Below are 22,098 nucleotides of genomic sequence, written 5' to 3'. Positions count from 1 at the left end.
CGGCCCGGTGGCTCAGGCCGCCGGGCCGCTCACCTCGACGATGGTCCACGACGGCTGCGCGAACGGCGTCAGGCGCACGCCCATGCTGCCGCAGGAGCAGCGCACGTAGATCACCCGGCCCAGCGAGGTCGAGTGGCAGGAGAGGATCTCCTGCTCCGCCGTAGAACCGCAGACTTCGCACGCCTTCAGGTCCATGGCCCCACCTTCACAGCAGGTCGTAATATCATTACCAGTGAAATTAGATTACAATGGTTCCATGGTGAGAACCAGCCCCACCGAAGTGAGCGGCTACCGCAACGACGGCGTGGGCACCGCAGTGGCTCTGGTCAACGCCGTCACCGCAGGCGGAGACTCCTCCTCCGAGACCCTCGGCGCCCTGCTGACCTCCTACAACTTCAAGGTCGACGCGCCACTGACCGGCGAAGAGACCGAGGCGCTGCGCCGCTGGGCGGAGCTGTTGCGGCCGGTGTTCGCCGAGACCGGCCAGGAGCAGGCGATCGAGGTGCTCAACACGGTGATGGGCGCGGTCCCCATGCACCCGCACGTCTCCGACCACGGCCTGGGCCCGCACCTGCACTACGCCCCGCCGGGAGCCGGGCTCATCGACCGTGTCCGGGCCAACACCGCCGTCGGGCTGGCGTTCGTGATCTGTGAGCACGGCGCGGGCAGGCTCGGCGTCTGCCTGGACACCGGATGCGAGCGCGTCTACGCCGACGTCTCACGCGGGCCGCGCAGACGCTACTGCTCCAAGACCTGCCTCAACCGCGCCACCGTCGCCGCCTTCCGCGCCCGTCAGGCGGCGGCCTCCACCTGACCGCCGTCGAGAGGGGTAACGCTCCATGGCACCCGCGGACGCCCGTCGTACACTGCTCGTCCTGGCGGGCACACTGCTGCTGCTGAAGTCGACCTGGTTCTCAGCGACGGCCGTGATCCCCCAGGTCCAGCAGGAGTGGGGGCTCACACCCGACCTCGCGGCGTGGCTGACGATCTCCGTGCAGTGGGGGTTCGTCGCGGGTGCGGTCCTGTCCGCGGTGTTCGTCGTCTCCGACGCGCTGCCGCCCGTACGGCTCATCTTCCTGAGCTCGATCGGCGCCGCCACCGCCAACCTGGCCCTGCTGCTGACCGACGACGCGCTCACCGGCAGCCTGGCCCGGTTCGCCACCGGCCTGTTCATCGCCGGGGTGTACCCGCCCGCGCTGAAGCTCATCTCCACCTGGTACCGGCACGGGCGCGGGGCCGCGATGGGTTTGCTGGTCGGCGCCCTGACCGTGAGTTCGGGAATCCCGCATCTGATCAACGGCCTCGGCGGTCTGAACTGGCGCACCGTCATCGTGGCCACCTCGGGACTGACGCTGGCGGGCGGGCTGATCACGCTGCGGGTGGTGCGCGAGGGACCGTACCCGTTCCCCGCAGCGGTGCTGGACCCACGCCAGGCACGGCGCATCCTGCATGACCGGGGCACCCGGCTGGCCATGGTCGGCTACCTGTGCCACATGTGGGAGCTCTACGCGATGTGGACGTGGTTCCTGTTGTTCTTCTCGGCCGCGTTGCGCGGCCAGGGCATGGGGGGCTCGGTTCTGGCCGTCTACGTCACCTTCGCCGTGTTCGTCGTCGGCGGGGTGGCCAACTACACCGGCGGAGTGTTCGGCGACCGCTTCGGGCGCGAGCGCACCGCGATCGTGATGATGGCGCTGTCGGCCACCTGCGCCGCGTGCATCGGCCTGCTCATGGACGCGCCGCTCTGGCTGCTCGTCGTCGTCGCGCTGGTGTGGGGGTACGCGGTCGTGGGCGACTCCGTGCAGTTCTCCGCGCTGGTCACCGAGCTGGCCGACCAGAGCTACGTCGGCACCGCGCTGACGCTGCAGATGGCCTTCGGCTTCCTGCTGACGGGCGCGACGATCTGGCTGGTCCCGGCCGCCGAACAGGCCGTCGGCTGGCGGTGGGCGTTCGCCGTGCTGGCGGTGGGGCCGTTGGTGGGCATCGCGGCGATGTTCAGGCTGCTGCGGGTACGTGCGCGCGTCCCGGTGCGGCCGTCGGCCTGATCCCGGCGGTTCGTTCAGGACTCCGGGGCCGGGGGGCCAGGGGCTTTCCAGAGGCGTGCGAGGAACAGGACCAGCGTGTCCGAGGCGGAGTGGTCGAGGTCACGAGGGCGGGCCAGAGCCCACGTGTCGAGGGCGTCGAAGACGCCCTTGGTCGCGACGGCGACCAGTTCGATGCCGGGGTGCGGAGCGATCAGGCCGATCCGGGCCCCGTTCGCGACCAGGCTGTCGATCCACGGATCCCCACCGGATCGCCGCTGCCCGGCGAGCACGGCCCGGTCGTCCGGATGCCGCGTGAAATGCGCCGCCAGGCGGGCGGCGCCCTCGACCAGTTGCGTCCACAATTCATCCTCGGTGGACACCTCGCGCCAGCTGCCGAGCACGGCGAGGGTGCGGGCGGCCGCGTCGGCGACCACAGCGCCGAAGAGGTCGTCCTTGCCGTCGAAGTAGTGGTAGGCGGAGGTCTTCGAGATGCCCGCCTCGGCGATGATCCGGTTGAACGACGCGGCGTCCTTGCCGTCGCGGGCGAAGTGGGCGCGGGCGACCGCGAGGATGCCGGCGCGGGCGTCGGCCGGCAGCCGCTCGAAACGAGGCAGAGGCATGATCTTCCTAGCGGGTGTCCGGGAGCAGAGCGCTGACGAGCATGTGGTTGAGCCGCACGGTCATGATCCAGTGTGCCGCCCACAGCAGGAGGGCGAACCCGCCGCCGACGAATCCCGCGGTCCCGGGGAAGAGCGACAGGATCTGGAACCCGCACCAGCCGTACCCCAGAGCCGCCCATCGCCGAACGAAACCGCCGCTCGCGCGGCCGTCGCCGGCGAGGGAGGCGGAGACGTTCCGCATGATGAAGAAGTCCTCGGTGAAGTTGTAGGGGATCGCGAACATCCACCAGACGGAGGCGGGAGCGGCCACCCTGGCCTCCGGCCGTACGGCGCGCAGGGTGTTCTGGAGCGCTCGGCAGTACAGCGCGACCAGGCCGAAGAAGACGGCGACGGCCAGCAGGCCGGAGGGCATTCCCTGTGCGGCGATCTCACCCAGGATGCCGCTTCCCCACTGGGGAGCCCATAGCGGGTAGGTCAGCAGAATCGAGACGCAGACGGTGCCGAGAACTCTCACGACGGCTCGCATCTCGATAGTGTACCAGTGGTGCACACCTCTAGTACTGCTGATGGTTTCGGACGTTCCCCGGCCCGGCGCGTGACTCCGGACGCGGACGCCCGCCACGACGCGGCGGCGGCCGGGAAAGCGGCTATGGTCCACGGCATGACGATCCGCCGCGCCGTACCCGACATCACGACCGCAGACCCGGCCGCGAGCAGTGCCTTCTACCGGCTCCTCGGCTTCCGTGAGGAGATGAACATGGGCTGGGTGATCAACCTGGTCTCGCCGTCCAACCCGACGGCGCAGGTCATCCTCATGACCCAGGACGCGACGGCCACGGTGAACCCCGACCTCAGCGTGGAGGTCGGGGACGTCGACGCCGTCTACGAGGCGGTACGCGCGAGCGGGGCCGAGATCGTCCACCCGCTGTCCGACGAGGAGTGGGGCGTGCGCCGTTTCTTCGTCCGCGACCCGGACGGGACGGTGGTCAACGTCGTCGGCCACCGCTGAGCCGCCGGCGATCTCGGCTACGGGGTCCGAACCCCGCGCCGGGGCATGGCGGCGCGGGGTTCCTGAAGGCGCACCGGGCCGGGCCCCCGGCCTTCGAGCGCGTCGTCGGGGTTGAGGAGCAGGCACGCCTTCATCGACAGACAGCCGCAACCGATGCAACCGGTGAGTTCGCGTTCGAGGTCCTCGATGGCGCGGCGGCGCTCCTCAAGTTGCTTCTTCCACATCCGGGAGACCCGCTGCCAGTCCCGGTGGGTGGGCGCCCGGTCGGTGGGCAGGGTGGTGAAGACGTCGGCGACGTCCGACAGCGGGATGTTGAGACGCTTGGCCACGATGATCAGGGAGATCCGGCGGAGCATGTGCCGGGAGAAGATCCGCTGGTTGCCGCTGCCGCGCTCGCTGAAGATCAGGCCCTTGCGCTCGTAGAAGTGCAGGGCGGAGGCGGACACGCCGGTCCGGCGGATGATCTCACCGATCGTGAGGTGGTCTTCCGGACTGGCGCGCACGACGGGCTCCTTGACGTGACGGAGGTGGTCAGGTGGCGGTTCTGGACGAGGCGGCGCGGCCTCGGATCAGGGCGACCACCGTGACCGACAGTACGAGGCAGAGCAGCCCGACACCAAGCTGGGTCAGCTGCCAGGACCCGGTGAAGGCGGCGAGTTCCTCGGCCTCGGCGCCACTGGTGAGGCGTCCGGCGCCGACGGCGGCCGCGCGCGTCGGGTCGCCGAGTTCGGCGGCGAGGATGCCGACGAGGGAGGCGCTGAACGCGGCGATCACCAGCGCCTCCGCCGCGCCCCGCAGGGTGTTGAGGAATCCGGCCGCCGTGCCGGCGGCGTCGGCGGGGACGAGGGCCATGGCCTGGCCGTCCGCGATGCCGAAGGAGGCGCCCATGCCGACGCCGATCAGCACGAGCGGGACCGCGACGGCCGCGACCGCGTTGTCGGCCTCCAGCGCCATCAGCCACAGGTTCCCGGCCACGACGAGGACCAGCGCGATCGTGATCAGCAGGCGGGCCGACACGCCCTTGTTCACCAGCGTCACCGCGAGCATGGGGACGACCAGGACCGGCGCGGTCAGCAGCAGCATCGCCACGCCCGCCGAGGACGGGGACAGTCCGGCCGCCGTCTGCAGGTAGGTGGGCAGGAAGACCAGCACTCCGAGGAATCCGATGGAGGTGGTCAGCGTCGCGAGGCTCCAGCCCATGAAGCCCCGGTTGGCGACCAGCTCCGGGGCCAGCACCGGGGCCGGGCTGCGCCGCTGCACGAGGACGAAGGCGACCAGCGCGGCCAGGCCGGCGATCCCCGTGATCAGGATGCCGGGGTGGAGCCAGCCGAGTTCGGGCGCCTCCAGGAGGGCGAACATGAGCAGCGACAGCGAGGCGACGAACAGGGCGCTGCCCGCCCAGTCGACCGGACCGCGCTCAGCGGCGCGGGACTCGCGCGCCCGGGTGGCGCCGAGGGCGGCCAGGAGGCTGACGACGGTGAAGACGGCGAAGCTGCCCCGCCAGCCGGTGATGTCGATCAGCAGGCCCGACAGGGTGGGGCCGACGGCGATGCCGATACCGGCCATGGTGCCCATCAGCGCGAAGGCCCGGTTGCGGGCGGCGCCGTCGTAGCTGGAGGCGAGGATGGCGCCCCCGGCGGCCATGATGCCGGCGCCTCCGGCTCCGGAGACGATGCGGGCGAGGTCGATGAGGATGATCGACGGGCTCAGCGCGGTCGCGAGGAATCCGGCCGCGAACACCAGCGTCGAGGCGATGAACACCCGCCTGCGGCCGATGCGGTCGGCGGCCGAGCCCGCGATGAGCGTCATGGCGGCGAAGGCCAGATTGTATCCGGCGACGACCCAGTTCAGCGGGGAACCCGAGGTGTCGAGTTCGCGGCCGATGCCGGGCAGCGCGACCGCCGTCCCCGAGATGGACATGGCCACCAGGACGACGCCGACCAGAACCACCGGAAGCGTCAGCGGAGACGGCCGTTCCGCCGTGGCAGGGGGGTGGGAGGTTTTCGGGGTGCTGTCCATGCTGTCCGCTTTCTCTGGTCCACTGGCTGACGGCGCACAGCCCATCACCTCAACCGAGGTTGAGGGCAAATGCGCAGGTCAGCAGGGGTATAGAGCGGTGTGCGACACCCTCATCCGGGGGAACCGGCAGGTCAGAGGATTGCGCGCAGAGCGCGGACGACGTCGTCTGACCGGCGGGGGACAGGTCTGGCGCCGGGCGGGGGCGCGAGCAGGTCCGGGTCCGCCGTGAGGATGCGCTGGTGCAGCTCCCGCAGGTCCGCGCCGGGGTCGATGCCCAGCTCCCCGGTCAGGCGCGCGCGGAGGTCCCGGTAGTGGCTCAGCGCGTCCGCGGTCCTGCCGCCCCGGTACAGGGCGAGCATGTACTGCCCGGCCGCCCGCTCGTCCAGAGGGTGCCGCGCGGCCCGCCCGGCGAGTTCGGCGGTCAGGTGCGCGTGCTCGCCCCGGCGCAGCCGGACCTCCGTGTAGGCGAGTTCTGCCGCGAGGCGCTCGGCGTACAGGGTCTCGCGCAGCCCGTCGAGCCAGCGGTGCGTCAGGCCGGAGAACGGCTCACCACGCCAGAGGCCGAGGGCCTCGGCGAACAGCGGCGCCGCCGCATCGTCGCGCGCCGCCCCCGCCCGGGAGACGAGGTCGCGGAAGCGGTGCAGGTCCACCGCCGCAGGGTCCACGGTGAGCAGGTAGCCGCCGGTGCGGCGCTCGATGCCGACGCCGCCGGCGGCCGCCAGCGTCCGTCGCAGCCGGGACAGGTAGCTGTAGAGCGTGCCGCGCGCCTGTGCCGGAGGATCGTCCCAGACCCGGTCGATGAGCCGGTCGACCGGGACCGCGTGGTTGGCGTGCACCAGCAGCGCCGCCAGCACGTTCCGCTGCCGCGCGTGCCCCGTGGGGACCGGCGTGGCACCGAGGCTGACGCGGACCTCGCCCAGCAGGCTGAATCTCACCCTCGCTCCTTCGGACGGGCAGGAGGTTCAAGAAGTACTCAAGGTCGGACTGGAACAGTGTGTGCCATCCCGAGCGGCCGAAACGGGGCCGATCGCTCGCGATTGATTGATCGGCGCCGTACGGCGCGGCCGATCAATCCCCGTGGGACACCTCCGCTCGCGTCCACCACGCCGGGAAGACGGTGATCATCGTTATGACTGGGGCGGCCATCTCGGGTCAGGGGACCGTGTTCGGCCTGCTGGGCCCGGTGGAACTCGTCAGATCCGGGCGGCGCGACGCCGTCGGCGCGACCAAGCAGCGCATCGCGCTGGCCGCCCTCCTGCTCCATCCCAACCAGGCCGTCTCCGCCGACGAACTGATCGAACACCTGTGGCCGGGCGGCACCCCTCACAGCGCTCCCCGCGACGCGCGCGCGGCGTTGCACACCCACATCGCCCGGCTGCGGCAGGTCCTCGACGAGGAGCGGATCCGCACCGCCCGTGACGGGTACCTGATCCGGGTCGGCGCGGCCGACGTGGACGTCGCCCGGTTCCGCGACCTGCTCGGCCGCGCCGGGGAGACCTCGGACAGGAACACCGAGGCCGCTCTGCTCCGGGCGGCGCTGGACCTGTGGCGCGGGCCCGCGCTGGCCGACGTGCCGTCCCCGTCGCTGCAGCGCGACCACGCCGTGCACCTGGCCGAGGAGCGGCTGCGGACGCTGGAACGCTGGCTCGAACTGAGCCTGCGCGCCGGCCGGCACGAGCACGTCGTCGCCGAGCTGCGGGCGGCCACGACCGCGCACCCGCTGCGGGAGCGGCTGTGGGCGCAGCTGATGCTCGCGCTGTACCGGAGCGGGCGCCAGGCCGAGGCGCTGCACGCCTATCTCACCGTCGCCGCCGTCCTGCGGGAGGAACTGGGCATCGATCCCGGCGACGAGTTGCGCCGCCTCCACCGCGCCATCCTGGAGGCCGACCCCGGCCTGCGGATCCCTCCGGCCGGGCGGGAGAAGGTCACGGTGCGTCCGTGGCAGCTGCCGCAGGACGCCGCCGGGTTCACCGGCAGGCAGCGCGAGCTCCGGGCGCTGGACGGCCTGCTCGACGGGCCCGCAGGGGTCGCGGTCGTCACGGGTACCGCCGGCGTGGGCAAGACGGCGCTGGCCGTCCATTGGGGGCACCGCGTGCGGCGGCGTTTCCCCGACGGGCAGTTGTACCTCGACCTGCACGGCTTCGGGCCCGGCGAGCCGCTCTCACCCGTCGCCGCGCTGGAGGTCCTGCTGCAGGCGCTGAACGTCCCCACGCGGCGGATCCCGGCCGGGCTGCAGGCCCGTTCCGCGCTGCTGCGCAGTGCGCTGACCGGCCGCCGGCTGCTGATGGTGCTGGACAACGCGCGGGACGCGGCCCAGGTGCGGCCGCTGCTGCCCGGTTCCGACGCCGTGGCCGTGCTCACCAGCCGTGACCGGCTGCGCGGGTTGTCGGTCCACGGCCGGTGCTCGCATCTGACGCTGGGGGTCTTCTCGCCGGAGGAGTCGGCGACGCTGCTGACGTCCCTGCTCGGGCCGGGCGCCGACCGGGCGGAGCACGAGGCGAGGAGCGAGCTGGGACGGCTGTGCGCCCAGCTCCCCCTCGCCCTGCGGATCGCGGCGGCCGCCGTCGCGCACGACCCGCACCAGAGCGTGCGCGGCTACGCCGACGCGCTCCGCCGCGGCGACCGGCTCACTGCCCTGCGCCTCGACGAGCACACGGGTGTCCGCGAGTCCCTGGAGCGTTCCTACACGGCGCTGCCGCCGGCTGAGCGCGACCTGTTCCGGCTGCTCGGCCTGGTGCCCGGCGCCGACTTCACCGCAGGAACGGCCGCCGCCCTGTGCGGCGTCCGCGCCGACCTCGCCGCCCGGTGGCTCGCGCGGCTGGCGGACCGAAACCTCGTCGAGCAGTACGCGCCCGCCCGCTACCGTTGGCACGACCTGCTGCGCCTGTACGCCGTCGAGCAGTGCACGGCGCAGGAGCGCGCGGCGGCCGTGGCCCGGATGCACGAGTGGTACCCGCGCGGGTGCCGGTAGGAGCCAGGCCGCCTCGGCACTCATAGGATCTGGGGTGTGACCAGTCACGTCCTCCAGTCCGAGTGGGAGCTGTCGCGCCCGGCGGTGTTCGGTGTGGCCTACCGGCTGCTGGGCAGCGTCGCCGACGCCGAGGACGTGGTCCAGGACGTGTGGCTGAAGGCGTCGGCCGCCGACCTGTCCGACGTGGCCGACCTGCGCGCCTGGCTGGTGACGGTGGCCGCGCGCACCGGCTACAACGTGCTGAACTCGGCACGCGTACGCCGGGAGCACTACGTCGGCCCCTGGCTGCCCGAGCCGCTGCTCACCGGCCCGGACGCGGCGCAGCCGGTGCTGGTCGACGAGTCGGTCAGCGTGGCGATGCTCCTCGTCATGGACGAACTGAGCCCGCCGGAGCGGGTGGCGTTCGTGCTGCACGACGTGTTCGCCTTCCCCTTCGACCGGATCGCCGAGGTTCTCGGCAACACCACCGCCGCCAGCCGCAAGCTGGCCTCCAGGGCGCGGGCCCGCATCGCCAAGGCGAAGCAGCGGCCCAGGGCCTCGCGCTCCGAACTGGAGCGGGTGCTCCACGCGTTCAAGGCCGCCGCGCAGGCCGGTGACATGGCCACGCTGGTCGAACTGCTGCACCCCGAGGCCGTCTACGTGTCGGACGGCGGCGGGCGGGTCCTGGCCGCGCGCGTGCCCGTTCTCGGCGCCGAGCGGGTGGCGCTGCTGACGGTCCGGGTCACCCGCCAGGCCGCGCCGGACACCGTACGGGTCGTGGAGGTGAACGGCGCACCCGCGCTGGCCGCCTACCGGGACGGCACACTGCTGTGGGTGGACACGGTCGAACTCGCCGACGGCCGCGTGATCGCCTACCGGCGGGTCGCCAATCCCGAGAAGCTCGGTCACATCTGAGCGGGCTGTCTTGTCTCCCTGGTGTACGCACCGTTGAGGAGGAGAACGAGATGAGCCATGTAGTGATCGTGGGAGGCGGGTTCGCCGGCGTGTGGAGCGCGGCGGGCGCCGCACGGGCACGCGGTGAGGCGGACACGCGCATCACCCTCGTCGAGCCGAACGAGCACCTGGTGCTGCGTCCGCGCCTGTACGAGCCCGAGCCCGACCGCGCCAAGGTGGAGCTGAGCCGGATCCTCGGCCCGATCGGCGTGACCCATCTGCGGAGCACCGTGACGGCCCTCGACACCGGCGCCCGCACGGTGACCGCGGGCGGCGAGGTCATCGGCTACGACCGGCTGGTGCTGGCCGCGGGCAGCAAGCTCGTCAAGCCGGACCTGCCGGGCGCCGAGTGGCTGTTCGACGTGGACACCCTCGATGCGGCGCGCAGGCTCGCCGAGCACCTGCGCCGGCGGGAGCGCTTCACCGTCGTCGTGGTCGGCGCCGGGTTCGCCGGGCTGGAAGTGGCCACCGAACTGGCGGACCGGGGCCGGGTCATCCTGGTGGAGCGGGCCGAGGTGGTGGGGCCGGACCTGGGGCCGGGGCCGCGTCCCGACATCGAGGCCGCGCTGGACGAACTCGGCGTCGAGCGGCGGCTCGGCGTCACCGTGGCCGAGGTCGGGGAGAGCTTCGTGCGGCTGTCGGACGGCGAGCTGATCGAGACGGACGCCGTCGTCTGGACGGGCGGGATCAGGGCCAGTGAGCTCACCGCGCAGGTGTCGGCCGAGCGCGACGCCCTGGGCAGGCTGGAGGTCGACCCGTACCTGCGGGTGGGCGGTGCGGTCTTCGCGGCGGGCGACATGGCGGCCGCCCGGCTCGACGCCGACCACTACGTGGTGCAGAGCTGCCAGCACGCGGTGCCGCTCGGGATGGTCGCCGGGTACAACGCGGCCGCCGAGTTGCTGGGGCTGCCGATGCGGGAATTCGCGGCCGGGCCGTACGTCACGTGCCTCGACCTCGGCGCGGCGGGCGCGGTCTTCACCAGGGGCTGGGACCGCAGGGTGGTCGCGACGGGCGCCAAGGGCAAAGAGGTCAAGAAGTGGATCATGGACCTCATCCACCCGCCCGTCGACGACGCCGCCGCCATCACCGGGGCCGCGGACCACTACAACTTCGACATCCCCTTCTGATCCCGGACGACGCACGTCGCCCGGGAGGGTGACGTGCGTCCCGCGGCACGCCTGACCCGAGCCTGTCGATCTTCGCGAACGTGCGGCCCGGCCTGAGCCGGTAAGGTTCGTGAACATCGGCAGGCGAAAGCAGGAGGAGCGGCGTGGCCGACCACGGCAGAGGACGGCCCGGCTGGCTCCACGCCGGCCCGCTGGAGGAACGGCTGACCCGCGCGTGGTCGCCGGGAACGTTCCCTCCTGCCGAGACGCTGTTAGCGATCATGACGGTCGGGGCCGTCCCCCGGCACCTGGCCACCCGCCTGGGGGCGCACCTGACCGGCGGCATCGTGATCGGCCCGGGTGCGGTGCCCGACTTACCCGGCTTCGAGCATCTGCGAGCGGTCCCGCTCCCCCTGCAGGCCGGAACCTGGGAGCGATCCGCCGGGGTCTACGACCCCGCGCTCCGCCGCATCGGCGTCGGCAGTGTGGCCTCGCCGTCGGTCAGCGTCACCGGCCACGAACTCGGCCACGCCGTCGACCACATGGACGGCGTGCTGTCCCGCTCGGAGTACTGGCTGCACGTGCACAACCGGTGCCGGCCGTACCTGGCTCCGCCGTACCGGCACGACCCGGGCGAACTGCTCGTGGAGTCCTTCGCCTGCGTGCTGGCCCGCAATGCCCTGCACCTGATCCGCCTCGTCGGCGACCGGTCGATCGCCCACGAGGTGTACGTGTGGCTGGCGGGCCGCTACGGCATCGGCCACTACCACACAACCTGATCGGCCGCCTCCCGCCCGGCAGACGGTCGGGCTATGCTGACGGCAACGATCGGGGCATGAAAAGGCATGGCAAAGGGCATGGAAGGAGAAACGCGCACATGAGCGTCCTACTGCTCGACAGCGGCATCCTCCGTGTCCCCACCGCGACGACGCTGCCCGACGGCACCCGCGTCAGCGGCTCCCGGGACGTCGCCCCGGACGAACCCGACTACGACTCGCTGCTGCCGCACGCGGTCTCGGCCGGTGAGGCCGACGGCCGCCGGGCCCATGACGAGAACGCCGCCATCCTGCACAGCTGGGGCATGGCCGAGAGCGCGTAGTCCCCGGTCCACTGAGTGGACCGAATGTTGTCCGCCCCCTCCCCGCGCCAACAGCATGGACGCACGGCGTCCACGCCGGTTCTGGTACCTGCGAAAGGGGCGGGGAGATGGGCAGCAGAGTGGTGAAAGTGCTGATCGCGACGGCGGTGGCGGTCCCGTGCCTGGCGGTGACGGGCGGCGCCGCGGCCGCGGCGGACCCGACGTGCGGAAGCTGGGTCTCCAGCCTGACCTTCCCCGGGCTGTCGGCCCGTGCCTGCATCTGGGGTGTCGGCGCCAACTGGAAGCAGGCGCAGACCGAGGTCTTCAACGGGGCGGGCTTCACGCTGGACGTCGAGAACATGACCGCGACGCTGGACGTCCTTCCCGGAAACGCCCGGTGCACCGACATCCGGATCCGGAACGGGCAGACGGCGTTCTGCGCCACGCGCAGCGTCCCGGACAACGCGCCCTTCCAGTTCGACCGCGCCCTCGGCTCCGTCCAGGTCACCGACCTGATGAGGCGGGAGCAGTTCGCCTTCTCCTCTCCCTTCGTGGGCTGAGCGGAGAGGGTGGGTGGTGTCGCCGTGACCGGCCCCGCGCAGGAGCCGAGGCCGGTCCGCCTGGTCCGTGTCGCGGACCTGGCGGACCTGCGGTTCGGATTCCTCGGCCTGTCGTTCAGACGCCCGGCGGTACGGCGGATCCTGGTCAGGACCACGCCGGAGCGCGACGGGCTGATCGTCGTCACGTTCCCCGCGCAGCACGTGGTGGAGCAGGCGTTCTTCGAGTCGGCGGGGTCCGGGCTGCCCGATCCCGTCCCGGTTCAGCCGCACCCGCCGCCCCCGGTCGTCTCCCGGATCGGCGGGCGCACACTGCTGGTGTTCGCCGTGGGGCCGGACGACGAGATCCCGTACACCGCCGAGGGCCTGCTGGCGGCCATGACCCGGCTACCGCTGCGGACGGTGGGCGACGACGGTCCTGCCAACCCGCTGCGCGACCCGGCGGGCGATCCCAGGACCGCGATCGAACTGCCGTACCGTCTGCTGCTGTCGCCGCCGCCGGAGGTGCGATGGGCGCACCCCACGGCACCGGCCGATCCGGCGGCCCGCGTGGAGCTGTGGCACACGCGGGCGCACGGCACGCGGGCCAGGGCGGTGTGGACCAGGGACTTCCCCGGCGACACGCCGGTCGATCCGCCGCCCGACCCGCTGACCACGTCGCTGACGCCCGCCGACCGGGCCGCGCTCGTCCATCTGACCAGCGATCGGCGACTGACCGAGCCGGGCGGCCGGCCGTACGTGCCGGTGCCCGTCGAGGTCGGGCACCTGATCCTCTCGGCGCTCGGCGGCTGGCTCGACGCCCTCGGCCGCTGGGACCCCCGGCCGACGATCACGAACATCGCCGAGTGGCGGCACCGGGCGGCCATGGGCCGCGACCATTACGTCCGGGTGCTCTACTCGGGCTTCCTGTTCCCCTTCGGGCAGCGCGCCGACCTGGTGAAGGTGACGGAACGCACGTTCGACCCCGCGCGCCCCGAGCATCCCGCCTACCTCGCCCAGCGCCTGTTCGTCACCTGCCGCGAGCCGGTCAGGGACTTCCAGCCCGGCACGGTACGGCGGGACGCCTCGGGCGACCGGCTTGAGGCCCTGTTCCCGTTCCGGCGGATCGAACTGCTGACCCAGGTCACGCCCGCGCTGTCGCCGCCCGAGAACATCCTGCCGGTGGCGGAGGGGCAGTACGCGTTCTTCCCCGCCGTCCGCGACGAGGACCCGTTCCTGTTCACCGTACGAGCGAGCGACCTGGCCGGACGGGAGCACGAGTTCCGCACCCCGCTGCTGTTCCTCACCGAGAACTTCAACAAGGGCGCCGAACTGGCGGCGGCGGCCGAGGCGTACAACGCCCTCGACCCCGAGCCGATCGACCCCGAGGCGCCCCCCGCGCGGCTGAGCGCCGCCCTGCGCGGCGCCGGGGTCGCGGTCGCGGCGGCCTCGGCACCCGGCGACACCACGATCGAGGCCGCCCACCTGATCTGGGGCGCCGCCCTGCCGACCGATCGCGACGACCGCTTCTACCAGCGGACGCCCGGCTTCCTCCCGGTGCTGCGCCGGGCGTCGGCGGCGGTGCCCTCGGTGAGCCGGCTCACCGGGGCGCTCGGGCCGCACCCGGTCCGCTATGCCCGGCGCTACCGGGCGGCCGGTTTCGACAAGACGCCGGACCGGCCGGGCGACCCGGTCAACCCCGGCGAGGTCTTCCTGGAGCTGATCCCGGCCGCCGGGACGTCCCCGCTGGTGATGGACTTCGACGACCGGCGGGACCGCTCGGGCGGGCTGGCCGCGCCCACCCTCACGGTGGCGGGCCTGTCACGGCTGACCGGGCCGGTCAGCGCAGCCAAGTCACCGGTCGCCGACGCCACCGCCGACCCACTCGGTACGGTCGCCGACGGCACCTTCCGCCCCTCGGACTTCTTCGATGCGATCGGCGCGCGGCTGTTCGGCGTCATCCCGCTGTCGGCCCTGGTCAAGGCGGCCGGTCTGGACAAGGAGCTGAAGGCGCCCCGGTTCGTCACGCAGACGGTCAATGCCGCCACCGGCTTCCTGGCCGACCTGCGCCGGATCGAGCGCCAGCTGACCGAGGTCGCCGCCCGGTTCCCCGCTGTCGCCTCGGCGGCCGAGCGGGTCCGGACGACCGCCGTGGCGCTGGTCGAGACCGTCGAGGCGTTCATCGGGGGCACGGCCACCCTCGACCAGGTGGACACGGCGTTCGGGAACTTCCGCTCCGCCCTGGACGCGCTCGGCACCGGGCTGCCCGCCGAGGTCGATCACGCGGTGGTCACGCTGCTCGACCACCTGCGGCAGGCGGCCGCGATCTGGGAGAACGCCCCGGCCGGGGTACTGCCGCTGCGGCAGGCCGTCGAGGCGGCGAAGTCCGGCGTCCGGCTGCCGGAGTCCGTCGCCGCCCGCCTGGAGTGGGTGCCGGACATCCAGCCCTGGTCGCTGCGGGCGGGCGAGCCGCCGGTGTTCGTCCCGCACGACGGCGGCGGCGACCCGGCGCGGGCCGGCCGCTTCTCCGTGGTCGTCGATCTGCGCGCGGCGCTGCGGCCGGACCTCCGCCCGGCCGCCGACGTGACCTGCACGCTGGAGGAGTTCGACCTGGTCCTGCTGCCGGGCGTGCTGGAGGCGATGCGGCTGGACTTCCGGCGGGTCAGGTTCAGCGTGCGCGCCGGCGGCAAGCCCGACGTCGAGGTGGCGCTGCAGGACGTCGAGTTCGTCGGGGCGCTGTCGTTCGTCGAGACGCTGCGCCGGATCATCCCGCTCGACGGGTTCAGCGACCCGCCGATGCTGGACGTCTCCCCTGCGGGGGTGCGCGCGAGGTACGGCATGCCGCTGCCGAACCTGGCGATCGGCGTGTTCAGCCTGGAGAACATCTCCCTGAACGCCTATCTGGACCTGCCGTTCGCCGGCACGCGGCCGCTGGAGATCGGGTTCGCGTTCTGCCGCCGCGATGCGCCGTTCCGGCTCACCGTCTCGTTGTTCGGGGGCGGCGGCTGGTTCGGGATCGTGCTGTCACCGGACGGGGTCCGCGCACTGGACGCGGGCCTGGAGTTCGGTGCCTCGGCCTCGCTCGACTTCGGGGTGGCGAGCGGCAGCGTGTCGGTGATGGCCGGCGTCTACTTCCACCTGGACGCGGCGAGCGGCCGGGCCGTGCTGTTCGGCTACTTCCGCGCCCGGGGCGAGGTGGACGTGCTCGGCCTGGTCTCCGCGTCGATCGAGCTCTATCTGGAGCTCGGGTACGAGGGCGGCGACGCGGTCGGCCGCGCGAAGATCACGATCACCGTGGAGATCGGCTTCTTCGAGGAGTCCGTCGAGATCAGTTGTGAGAAGCGCTTCGGCGGCGCCCGATCGCTGCTCGCCGGGGCCTCGGGGGACGCGGCCGGTTCCGCGCCGACGTTCGCCCGGATGATGGCGCCGTACCGGGATCCGGTGACCGGCGCACGGCGGGATCCGGTCGCCGAGTACTGCGGCGCTTTCGCGGAGGTGGGCCCGTGAACACGTTCGAGATCCTCTGGACGGCGCTGCCCGCGGGCACGGCCGGGCCGGGCGAGGTGCGGCTGTCCGTCGCGGTCGGACCCCGGCTGACGGCCCCGCGCGGCAGGCTCGACGACGTCGCGGAGTTCGTCGACTGGCCGGAGACGCTGCGCGACACGGTGCTGCCCGCGCTGCGGATCGTGTGGGACGGGCACGCCGAACCGGCGCTCCCCCGCCCCGCCCCCGGCTCACCGGCCCCTGACTCGGACCTTTGGCGACGATTGTTCCCGCCCGCCTCGCCGGTACGGGCACGCTCGCTGGCCGCCGCCTTCGGACCGCCGGCCGTGCGGCTGCTGCGCTCGTTCCCGGCCGCGCTGATCCACGAGCGGGTCGCCACGCTGTACGACGAGGTCGGCAAGGCCGTGGTCGCCGACCGCCTCTCGCCGCCCGGAAACGGCGGCACCGATGCCGAGACCCCGTCCCGGCCCTGGTACCAGCCGCACACCGGGCTCGTCCGAGGCATCCCGGTGGTCGAGGACATGCGCAGGTTCACCGGCGACCCCGAGACCGCCTACCGGGCCCTCGACGGCATGATCGGCGGGCGCGCGCCGGCGGCGTTCGCCCGCGACTCCGGCCTCCTCGCCGCCGGGCTGCGGCCGGCGACGATCGATCGGGCGGGTGCGGCCTACCGGGCGGACGAGACACGGTTCGCGCTGGCGGAGGCGTTCCGCTTCTACGACCGGCCGGGGCGTGCGGGCAGGGGCGGGGAGACCGCGGCCGAGCCCCGGCCGGACCCTCCCGACGTCGAGTTCCACGGGGTGTGCGGGTTCCTGGCCGACTATCCGGAGCTGTGCCGGCGGCTCGGGCTCGTCGTCGACCTGGTGGTCGCGGTGCCCGCCGGGCTCGCCGCGACCGGCAGGTTCCGGGTGGCGTTCAAGGATCTCACCGCGCCCTTCGACGCCGAACCGCTGCGGCCGTGGACGCTGTTCGAGTACACGGCCGGCCGGGGTTTCGCCGCCGCGTCTCCGCAGGGGCACCCCGTCCAGGGCGGCTGGCTCGGCCTCGGCGGCGAGGACTGGACGGTCACCGACGCCGACGTCGACGGCGCGGCCGTCAAGGCGGCCGACTTCACCGCGCTGATCGAGCGCATGAACGAGCTGAGCGGACCGAGCGGCCAGCCGAGCGCGCAGAGTCTGGGCACCGGCCCGGCCGCGCTTCAGGGCGCCGGGCTCACCGTCTTCCACCGGGGGCGGGACGCGTGGCTGGCCGCCCAGATCGGCGACGACGCCGCCCACCGCGCCGGATCCGGCGCGACGGTCCCCGAACTGCACGCCGGGCACCTGGCGCGCGGCTTCCGCGTCGACGTCGGGACGCTCGGCCCGGCGGGAGCGGTCACCGGCTGGCTGTCCCTGTGCCGCCGCCGGGGCTCCTACCTGATCCGGCGGGACGGGCAGCCGCCGTACCGGATCGAGGGGATCGCCGACGACGAGGGCGCCGTCCGCGCCAGCGCGGTCACCCGGGACGCGGCGAGAACCGATGAACTGTACGTGCACCAGGCGCTGTTCGGCTGGGACGGCTGGAGCCTGGCCGCCCCGCTGCCCGGCCGGACGCTCGACCGGTTCGGCCTGCCGGTCGTCGCCGACCCGGAGGTGGACGCGCGCTTCCCGCTCGACACGAAGTTCACGCCGGTACCCGGTTCCCTGCCCGCGTTGCGGTACGGGCGGGCCTACCGGCTGCGGGCCCGCGTGGTGGACCTGGCGGGCAACGCCCTGGGGCCGGACGCGGCGGCGCCGGAGTCCGCGCTGTCGCGGCCGATCACGTTCTCGCGGTGGGAGCCGGTCCCGCAGCCGGCGCTGGTGGAGAGCAAGGCGTTCAACGAGGGCGAGTCCGGCCAGTGCCTGGTGATCCGTAGCACGGTCACGGCCGCCGGTCGGGACGTGCCCGCCTGGCAGTGGGCGCTGGAGCGCCGGGACGTCCCCGGTCACACGGACCGGCCGCCCGCCACCGACGGGCTGAGCCGCCGGTACGTGCCCTTCGACGAGCGGTTCGTCGCCCCGCCCAAGACGTCGCTGCAGATGGCCGAACGGCACGGCCGCTTCGACGACGCCATCGGCGGCGAGCGTCCGGAGGAGGTGCGCAGGAGGTTCTTCGCGGCGGCCTCCCGCGAGGCGGGCACGTTCCTCGACACGGTGGTCACCTTCGCCGACGACCCGCGCCGCACCCGCGACCTGCTGTTCTTCGAGGAGATCGCGGTCGCCAAGCACGACGCCTTCGACCCGGAGCCGGTCACCCGGCTGCCCGTGCCGCGCGGTGCCGGGCTGAAGTCCGGCGAGTTCGTGGTGCACACCGCCGCCGAACTCGTCCTGCCGTACCTGCCCGACGTCCTCGCCAGGGGCGTCACCCTGTACGGCCTGCCGGGCGCGCCGCCGATCCACCCGGTGTCGTTCTACGACGACTTCCACGAGAGCTGGCCGGACGCGGCGCCGTTCACGCTGCGGATCGAAGAGGGCGACGGGGAGCCGCGCTGGCGGGAGGGCCCCCGGGTGCTCACCGTGTTCCTGCCCAAGGCCGAGATGGCCACCGTCCGGCTGAGCTGCCGGCTCGACGCGGCCGACCTCGACCTCTTCCCCGTGTGGCGGCGTTTCCTCGCCACGGATCTCTGGCGGGATCTGACCGACGCGGAGCGGGCGCTCATCGCCGGGGAGGCCGCCGCCGGGCTGAACTGGCTGCTCACGCCGTACACGGAGATCCGCCTGGTGCACGCCGTGGAGCGGCCGCTGCGGCCGCCCGCGCTGGAGGCGCTGAGCTTCGAGCGGGAGCCCGAGCAGACCTTCGCCGAGGTGCGCGGCACGCTGCGCTCGCACCCCAGGAGCACCGGGCACGTGGACATCGACGCGACCTGGACGCGCTGGATCGACGACGTCGCCGAACCGGCTCCCCGCCGGATCGAGGAGCACGCCCACGTCGGCAGGGTGGAGCAGGCGTACTCCGACAGGGACGAGGTGCGCCTGCCGCGCGCCGGGAGGCCGATCCGGCACGACTTCGGCGACACGCTGCACCGCGACGTCGTCTACCGGCCGACCGGCGCCACCCGGTTCCGCGAGTACTTCCACCCGTCGATCACCGCCCGGCCCGAGCTCGTCACCAGCGTCGGCGAGCCGAGCACCGGGCCGTCCGCGCGGGGCTGGCCGGTGCCCGCGAGCAGGCGGCCGGAGCCGCCGAAGCCGTCGTACGTCCTGCCCACCTTCCGGTGGGAGCGGCAGGAGGACCGGGAGAACAGGCGGCTCGTGAGCGTGCGCGACGGAGCCGGGCTACGGATCTACCTGGACCGGCCGTGGTTCTCCTCCGGCGACGACGAGTTGCTGGCCGTCGTCCTCGACGCGCCCGGCGGCGTACCGCTGCCCGATCGGCTGGCGACCCGGTGGGGCGGCGACCCCGTCCGGTCGGATGCCACTGTGCTGCCCCCTCCGGCCCGGGTGAACTTCCCCGGCGCCGTCGCCGCCCCCACGGGGCTGCGGCTGGCGGAGTCCGGCGGGCCGGTCGCGGCGGCCGTGGCGTACGCGCCGGTGTTCGACGCGGCCAAGGGGCTGTGGTTCGCCGACGTCGACGTCGAGTTCGGCCCGGCCGGGCGGGAGTCGGCGTGTTTTCCGTTCCTGCGCCTGGCGCTGGCGCGCTACCAGCCGTACGCGCTGGCCGGGCTGGAGCTGTCCGGTGTCGTGCAGGCCGAGTTCGCGCAGGTGGTGCCGCGCCGTACGGTGACGGTCGAGGAGATGCGGGACGGCGGGCTGCGCGTCACGCTGGCCGGGCCCGCCGCCGCCACGGAACTGGGCGCGCAGGCCGGTTCCGGGCTGCCGGCGGTCGCGGCGAGCCACCGGGTCACCGCGACCGTGCAGCGGCGTCCCTTCGCCGGCGACGACGATCTCGACTGGACCGACACCGAGATCGGGGCCGAGCTGGTGTGCGGCGTGGCAGGGGCCGGTTTCCAGTGGTCGGCGGTGATCCCGGCGGCGGAGGCGGACCTCGGCCGGCAGTACCGGCTGCTGGTGGAGGAGCGGGAGCGCTACCGCACCGACCCGGGGACGGCCGACGGGACCGGACCGGCGGGGATCCCGATGGCCGAGCGGCTCGCCCACGCGGACGACGTACCCCTCCGTGCCCGGCCGGGCCGGCTGGTCATCGACTTCGACTCGTGGCGGCGGTCAGCAGGCTGAGTGCCCGGCCGGCGCCCGGCACGCGGGCCAGGTTGGCGGTGATGCGCGCCGCGGTGTCCCGTACGGCGTCGGCCAGCTCGGTCAGGCGGCCGGCGCCGAGCACGACGACGGCNNNNACGCCCGCCGAGGCCACCAGGTCACCCGTCGGGGTGCGCACCGGCGCGGCCACGCAGCACAGGGGCGGCAGGGCCGACTCGAGGTCGAAGGCCACTCCTCGCTCGCGGGCGTCCTTGACCCGCCGCGCCCACTCGGCCTCCGCGTGCCCTTCCGGACGGCCCCGGCCGTGGTCCTGCGGCACCTCCCACGCCGACAGGACGACCTCGGCGGCACTGGCCGACGGCAGCACCACCCCGGGGCGCAGCCGGAAGAACGCGTCCACGGCCGGGTCCGTGACCCCGGCCACGACGATGACGTCGCCGCCGTCCCTGACCGCGACGGTCGCGCTGCATCCGGCGGCGGCGAGCTGACGCAGCGGCCTCACCGCGGCCGCGCTCAGCACCTGGGCGGGCGCCCAGTGCTGGCCCCAGCGGAACGTGCGCGCCCCGATCCGGTAGCGACCGCCGTCGCCCCGGTGCACAAGGCCCAGGTCGGCGAGCCGGCACAGCAGCCGATGGGCGGTCGCCTTGGGCAGACCGGTGGCCAGCGCGAGCTGTGTCAGGCCCGCCTCCTCCACCCGTGCGAGTTCCTCCAGCACCGCGAACGCGCCGTGCAACACTCCCCGACCGGCCGGGCCCATCGCCCACCCCCTCAGTCGCAACGGCCCCACCCGTTACGTACCCGGGGCCGATGCGCGACTCAGGCCCGCCGGAGCCATAAGTCACTTACTAGGCGTCCCAGGTGACCGGCAGGCTCTTCACGCCGTAGATGTCCGCACTCTCCGGGCGAAGGACGACCTCGTCGGCCGGTACGGCCAGCCGCAGCGTCGGGAAGCGGTCGAGCAACGCGGGGAGGGCGACCTTCAGCTCGATGCGGGCCAGTTGCTGGCCCAGGCACTGGTGGATGCCGTGGCCGAAGGCCAGGTGGCCGCCGTCGTCGCGCTTCAGGTCGAGCGTTTGGGGGTCGGCGAAGCGTCCGGGGTCACGGTTGGCGGTGTTGTACGAGAGGATCACCGTGGCCCCCGCCTCGATCGTCCGCCCGTCCAACTCGACGTCCTCCAGCGCCACCCGCATGGACCCCTTCACGACGGCCAGGTAGCGCAGCAGTTCCTCCACTGCCCCGTCGGCGAGCGCCGGATCGGAGCGCCACGCGGCCAGTTGCTCCGGGTGCTGAAGCAGCGCGAAGGCGCCCAGCGCCAGCATGTTCGCGGTGGTGTCGAATCCCGCCCCCAGCAGGATCATGCTCATGCCCTTCAGCTCCTCGTCGGTGAGGTCGCTGTCGGTGAGGTCGCTGAGGAGGTCGTCGGTGGGGTCGGCGCGCTTTGCGGCCACCAGGTCGGCGAGGTACTGCTGGGTCGCGAGGTAGGCCGCGATCAGCTCCTCGTCGGTCGCCTCCCCGCCGATGAACACCTCGTACTGCTTCTGGAAGAAGTCCCTGTCCTCGTACGGCACCCCCAGCAGCTCGCAGATCACCACGGAGGGGATCGGCTTGGCGAAGGCGGTCACGAGGTCCGCCGACGGCCCGGCCTGCTCCATGGCGTCCAGGTGGGCGGCGGTGATCTGCTCGACGCGCTCGGTCAGCAGGCGCATCCGCCGGAGGGTGAACCGGCCCACCAGCGGCTTGCGGTAGCGGCTGTGCTGCGGGTCGTCCATCAGCAGGAACTCGCCGGGTGAGGCCGGAGGGACCTCGATACCGGAGTAGTCGACGGTCGGATGGTGGCTCATGAGTTCCTTGCGCGAGCTGAACCTCCGGTCGGCGAGGATCGACCTGACCAGGTCGTATCCGGTGACCACCCAGCCCTCGTGCCCGTCGGCGAAGACGAGACGGCTGATGGAGGCCTGTTCGCGAGCGTCGATCAACTCCTTGGGCGGGTCGAAGGGGCAGCCGGGCCGGCGCTCTGCCGGCATCGTCGTCAGCGTGTGTTCGCTGGCTGATCCGTTCATGGCAGACACCATCGCGGGCCGTGCTGACACCGGGCTGTCACGGCGCTGACACGGCCCCGACACCCACAT

19 protein-coding genes are annotated in these 22,098 nt (G+C 73.1%); 11 read left to right on the top strand and 8 right to left on the bottom strand.

Annotation, left to right across the window (positions count from 1 at the left end; genetic code table 11):
* Positions 1-12 precede the first annotated feature (12 nt).
* On the bottom strand, positions 13-195 hold the full coding sequence (locus ABD120_RS22080) for a hypothetical protein (RefSeq protein WP_343951865.1): 183 nt from the start codon (positions 193-195) through the stop codon (positions 13-15).
* Between the two features lie 61 nt (positions 196-256).
* Between ABD120_RS22080 and ABD120_RS22075 the strand changes: the two genes are divergently transcribed.
* Both ABD120_RS22075 and ABD120_RS22070 read left to right on the top strand, forming a co-directional pair.
* Complete coding sequence (locus ABD120_RS22075) at positions 257-814, top strand: CGNR zinc finger domain-containing protein (RefSeq protein ID WP_343951864.1); 558 nt, start codon at positions 257-259, stop codon at positions 812-814.
* A gap of 25 nt (positions 815-839) precedes the next feature.
* The gene (locus tag ABD120_RS22070) at positions 840-2,042 is read left to right on the top strand and encodes an MFS transporter (RefSeq protein WP_343951863.1); all 1,203 of its coding nucleotides are present in this window, start codon (positions 840-842) and stop codon (positions 2,040-2,042) included.
* Positions 2,043-2,056: 14 nt separating this feature from the next.
* Here the strand turns inward: ABD120_RS22070 and ABD120_RS22065 are convergent, their stop codons facing one another.
* Together ABD120_RS22065 and ABD120_RS22060 are read right to left on the bottom strand one after the other, a co-directional pair.
* A complete protein-coding gene (locus ABD120_RS22065; protein ID WP_343951862.1) occupies positions 2,057-2,641 on the bottom strand; it encodes a TetR/AcrR family transcriptional regulator in 585 nt (194 codons plus the stop codon).
* A 7-nt stretch (positions 2,642-2,648) separates the two neighbouring features.
* Complete coding sequence (locus ABD120_RS22060; protein WP_343951861.1) at positions 2,649-3,167, bottom strand: hypothetical protein; 519 nt, start codon at positions 3,165-3,167, stop codon at positions 2,649-2,651.
* 135 nt (positions 3,168-3,302) lie between these two features.
* Between ABD120_RS22060 and ABD120_RS22055 the strand changes: the two genes are divergently transcribed.
* Positions 3,303-3,650 carry a VOC family protein gene (locus ABD120_RS22055; RefSeq protein WP_343951860.1) on the top strand — a complete coding sequence of 116 codons (348 nt, stop codon included), beginning with the start codon at positions 3,303-3,305 and terminating at the stop codon, positions 3,648-3,650.
* 17 nt (positions 3,651-3,667) lie between these two features.
* On the opposite strand, the gene soxR is transcribed toward ABD120_RS22055, so the two are convergent.
* The 3 genes from soxR to ABD120_RS22040 all read right to left on the bottom strand — a co-directional run bounded on the left by soxR (position 3,668) and on the right by ABD120_RS22040 (position 6,604).
* Positions 3,668-4,153, bottom strand: a complete 486-nt coding sequence (gene soxR / locus ABD120_RS22050) for a redox-sensitive transcriptional activator SoxR (protein WP_343951859.1) — start codon at positions 4,151-4,153, stop codon at positions 3,668-3,670.
* Between the two features lie 28 nt (positions 4,154-4,181).
* On the bottom strand, positions 4,182-5,669 hold the full coding sequence (locus ABD120_RS22045) for an MFS transporter (RefSeq protein ID WP_343951858.1): 1,488 nt from the start codon (positions 5,667-5,669) through the stop codon (positions 4,182-4,184).
* A 131-nt stretch (positions 5,670-5,800) separates the two neighbouring features.
* Entirely contained in the window at positions 5,801-6,604 is an 804-nt protein-coding gene (locus tag ABD120_RS22040; RefSeq protein WP_343951857.1) for an AfsR/SARP family transcriptional regulator, read from the bottom strand.
* A gap of 194 nt (positions 6,605-6,798) precedes the next feature.
* Between ABD120_RS22040 and ABD120_RS22035 the strand changes: the two genes are divergently transcribed.
* The 8 genes from ABD120_RS22035 (at position 6,799) to ABD120_RS22000 (ending at position 19,990) form a co-directional block, all read left to right on the top strand.
* Positions 6,799-8,640, top strand: a complete 1,842-nt coding sequence (locus ABD120_RS22035) for an AfsR/SARP family transcriptional regulator (protein WP_343951856.1) — start codon at positions 6,799-6,801, stop codon at positions 8,638-8,640.
* Between the two features lie 36 nt (positions 8,641-8,676).
* Positions 8,677-9,534, top strand: coding sequence for an RNA polymerase sigma factor SigJ (sigJ, locus tag ABD120_RS22030; RefSeq protein WP_343951855.1), 858 nt, complete (start codon positions 8,677-8,679; stop codon positions 9,532-9,534).
* 50 nt (positions 9,535-9,584) lie between these two features.
* Positions 9,585-10,700 carry an NAD(P)/FAD-dependent oxidoreductase gene (locus ABD120_RS22025; protein ID WP_343951854.1) on the top strand — a complete coding sequence of 372 codons (1,116 nt, stop codon included), beginning with the start codon at positions 9,585-9,587 and terminating at the stop codon, positions 10,698-10,700.
* 143 nt (positions 10,701-10,843) lie between these two features.
* Complete coding sequence (locus tag ABD120_RS22020) at positions 10,844-11,458, top strand: hypothetical protein (protein WP_343951853.1); 615 nt, start codon at positions 10,844-10,846, stop codon at positions 11,456-11,458.
* 98 nt (positions 11,459-11,556) lie between these two features.
* Positions 11,557-11,778, top strand: a complete 222-nt coding sequence (locus tag ABD120_RS22015; protein ID WP_343951852.1) for a hypothetical protein — start codon at positions 11,557-11,559, stop codon at positions 11,776-11,778.
* 107 nt (positions 11,779-11,885) lie between these two features.
* Complete coding sequence (locus ABD120_RS22010) at positions 11,886-12,317, top strand: hypothetical protein (RefSeq protein ID WP_343951851.1); 432 nt, start codon at positions 11,886-11,888, stop codon at positions 12,315-12,317.
* A gap of 24 nt (positions 12,318-12,341) precedes the next feature.
* Positions 12,342-15,800 carry a hypothetical protein gene (locus tag ABD120_RS22005; protein WP_343951850.1) on the top strand — a complete coding sequence of 1,153 codons (3,459 nt, stop codon included), beginning with the start codon at positions 12,342-12,344 and terminating at the stop codon, positions 15,798-15,800.
* The gene (locus ABD120_RS22000) at positions 15,797-19,990 is read left to right on the top strand and encodes a hypothetical protein (RefSeq protein ID WP_343951849.1); all 4,194 of its coding nucleotides are present in this window, start codon (positions 15,797-15,799) and stop codon (positions 19,988-19,990) included. The genes ABD120_RS22005 and ABD120_RS22000 overlap by 4 nt, the downstream gene beginning before the upstream one ends.
* Here the strand turns inward: ABD120_RS22000 and ABD120_RS21995 are convergent.
* On the bottom strand, positions 19,953-20,726 hold the full coding sequence (locus ABD120_RS21995; protein WP_343951848.1) for an IclR family transcriptional regulator: 774 nt from the start codon (positions 20,724-20,726) through the stop codon (positions 19,953-19,955). The genes ABD120_RS22000 and ABD120_RS21995 overlap by 38 nt on opposite strands.
* 88 nt (positions 20,727-20,814) lie before the next feature.
* Positions 20,815-22,029 (bottom strand): cytochrome P450, encoded by a 1,215-nt coding sequence (locus ABD120_RS21990; RefSeq protein ID WP_343951847.1) that lies wholly within the window; start codon positions 22,027-22,029, stop codon positions 20,815-20,817.
* Positions 22,030-22,098 lie beyond the last annotated feature (69 nt).

Source organism: Nonomuraea longicatena (genome assembly GCF_039525605.1).
Lineage (GTDB): Bacteria > Actinomycetota > Actinomycetes > Streptosporangiales > Streptosporangiaceae > Nonomuraea > Nonomuraea longicatena.
Note: the sequence above shows the minus strand (reverse complement) of the source record. Positions and strands in the feature narration are given on the sequence as shown.

Excerpts from the sequence above, each read along its gene's own strand:
- ABD120_RS22080 (WP_343951865.1), bottom strand. The coding sequence starts at position 195 with ATGGACCTGAAGGCGTGCGAAGTCTGCGGTTCTACGGCGGAGCAGGAG.
- ABD120_RS22075 (WP_343951864.1), top strand. The coding sequence starts at position 257 with ATGGTGAGAACCAGCCCCACCGAAGTGAGCGGCTACCGCAACGACGGC.
- ABD120_RS22070 (WP_343951863.1), top strand. The coding sequence starts at position 840 with ATGGCACCCGCGGACGCCCGTCGTACACTGCTCGTCCTGGCGGGCACA.
- ABD120_RS22065 (WP_343951862.1), bottom strand. The coding sequence starts at position 2,641 with ATGCCTCTGCCTCGTTTCGAGCGGCTGCCGGCCGACGCCCGCGCCGGC.
- ABD120_RS22060 (WP_343951861.1), bottom strand. The coding sequence starts at position 3,167 with ATGCGAGCCGTCGTGAGAGTTCTCGGCACCGTCTGCGTCTCGATTCTG.
- ABD120_RS22055 (WP_343951860.1), top strand. The coding sequence starts at position 3,303 with ATGACGATCCGCCGCGCCGTACCCGACATCACGACCGCAGACCCGGCC.
- ABD120_RS22045 (WP_343951858.1), bottom strand. The coding sequence starts at position 5,669 with ATGGACAGCACCCCGAAAACCTCCCACCCCCCTGCCACGGCGGAACGG.
- ABD120_RS22035 (WP_343951856.1), top strand. The coding sequence starts at position 6,799 with ATGACTGGGGCGGCCATCTCGGGTCAGGGGACCGTGTTCGGCCTGCTG.
- ABD120_RS22025 (WP_343951854.1), top strand. The coding sequence starts at position 9,585 with ATGAGCCATGTAGTGATCGTGGGAGGCGGGTTCGCCGGCGTGTGGAGC.
- ABD120_RS22015 (WP_343951852.1), top strand. The coding sequence starts at position 11,557 with ATGAGCGTCCTACTGCTCGACAGCGGCATCCTCCGTGTCCCCACCGCG.
- ABD120_RS22010 (WP_343951851.1), top strand. The coding sequence starts at position 11,886 with ATGGGCAGCAGAGTGGTGAAAGTGCTGATCGCGACGGCGGTGGCGGTC.
- ABD120_RS21990 (WP_343951847.1), bottom strand. The coding sequence starts at position 22,029 with ATGAACGGATCAGCCAGCGAACACACGCTGACGACGATGCCGGCAGAG.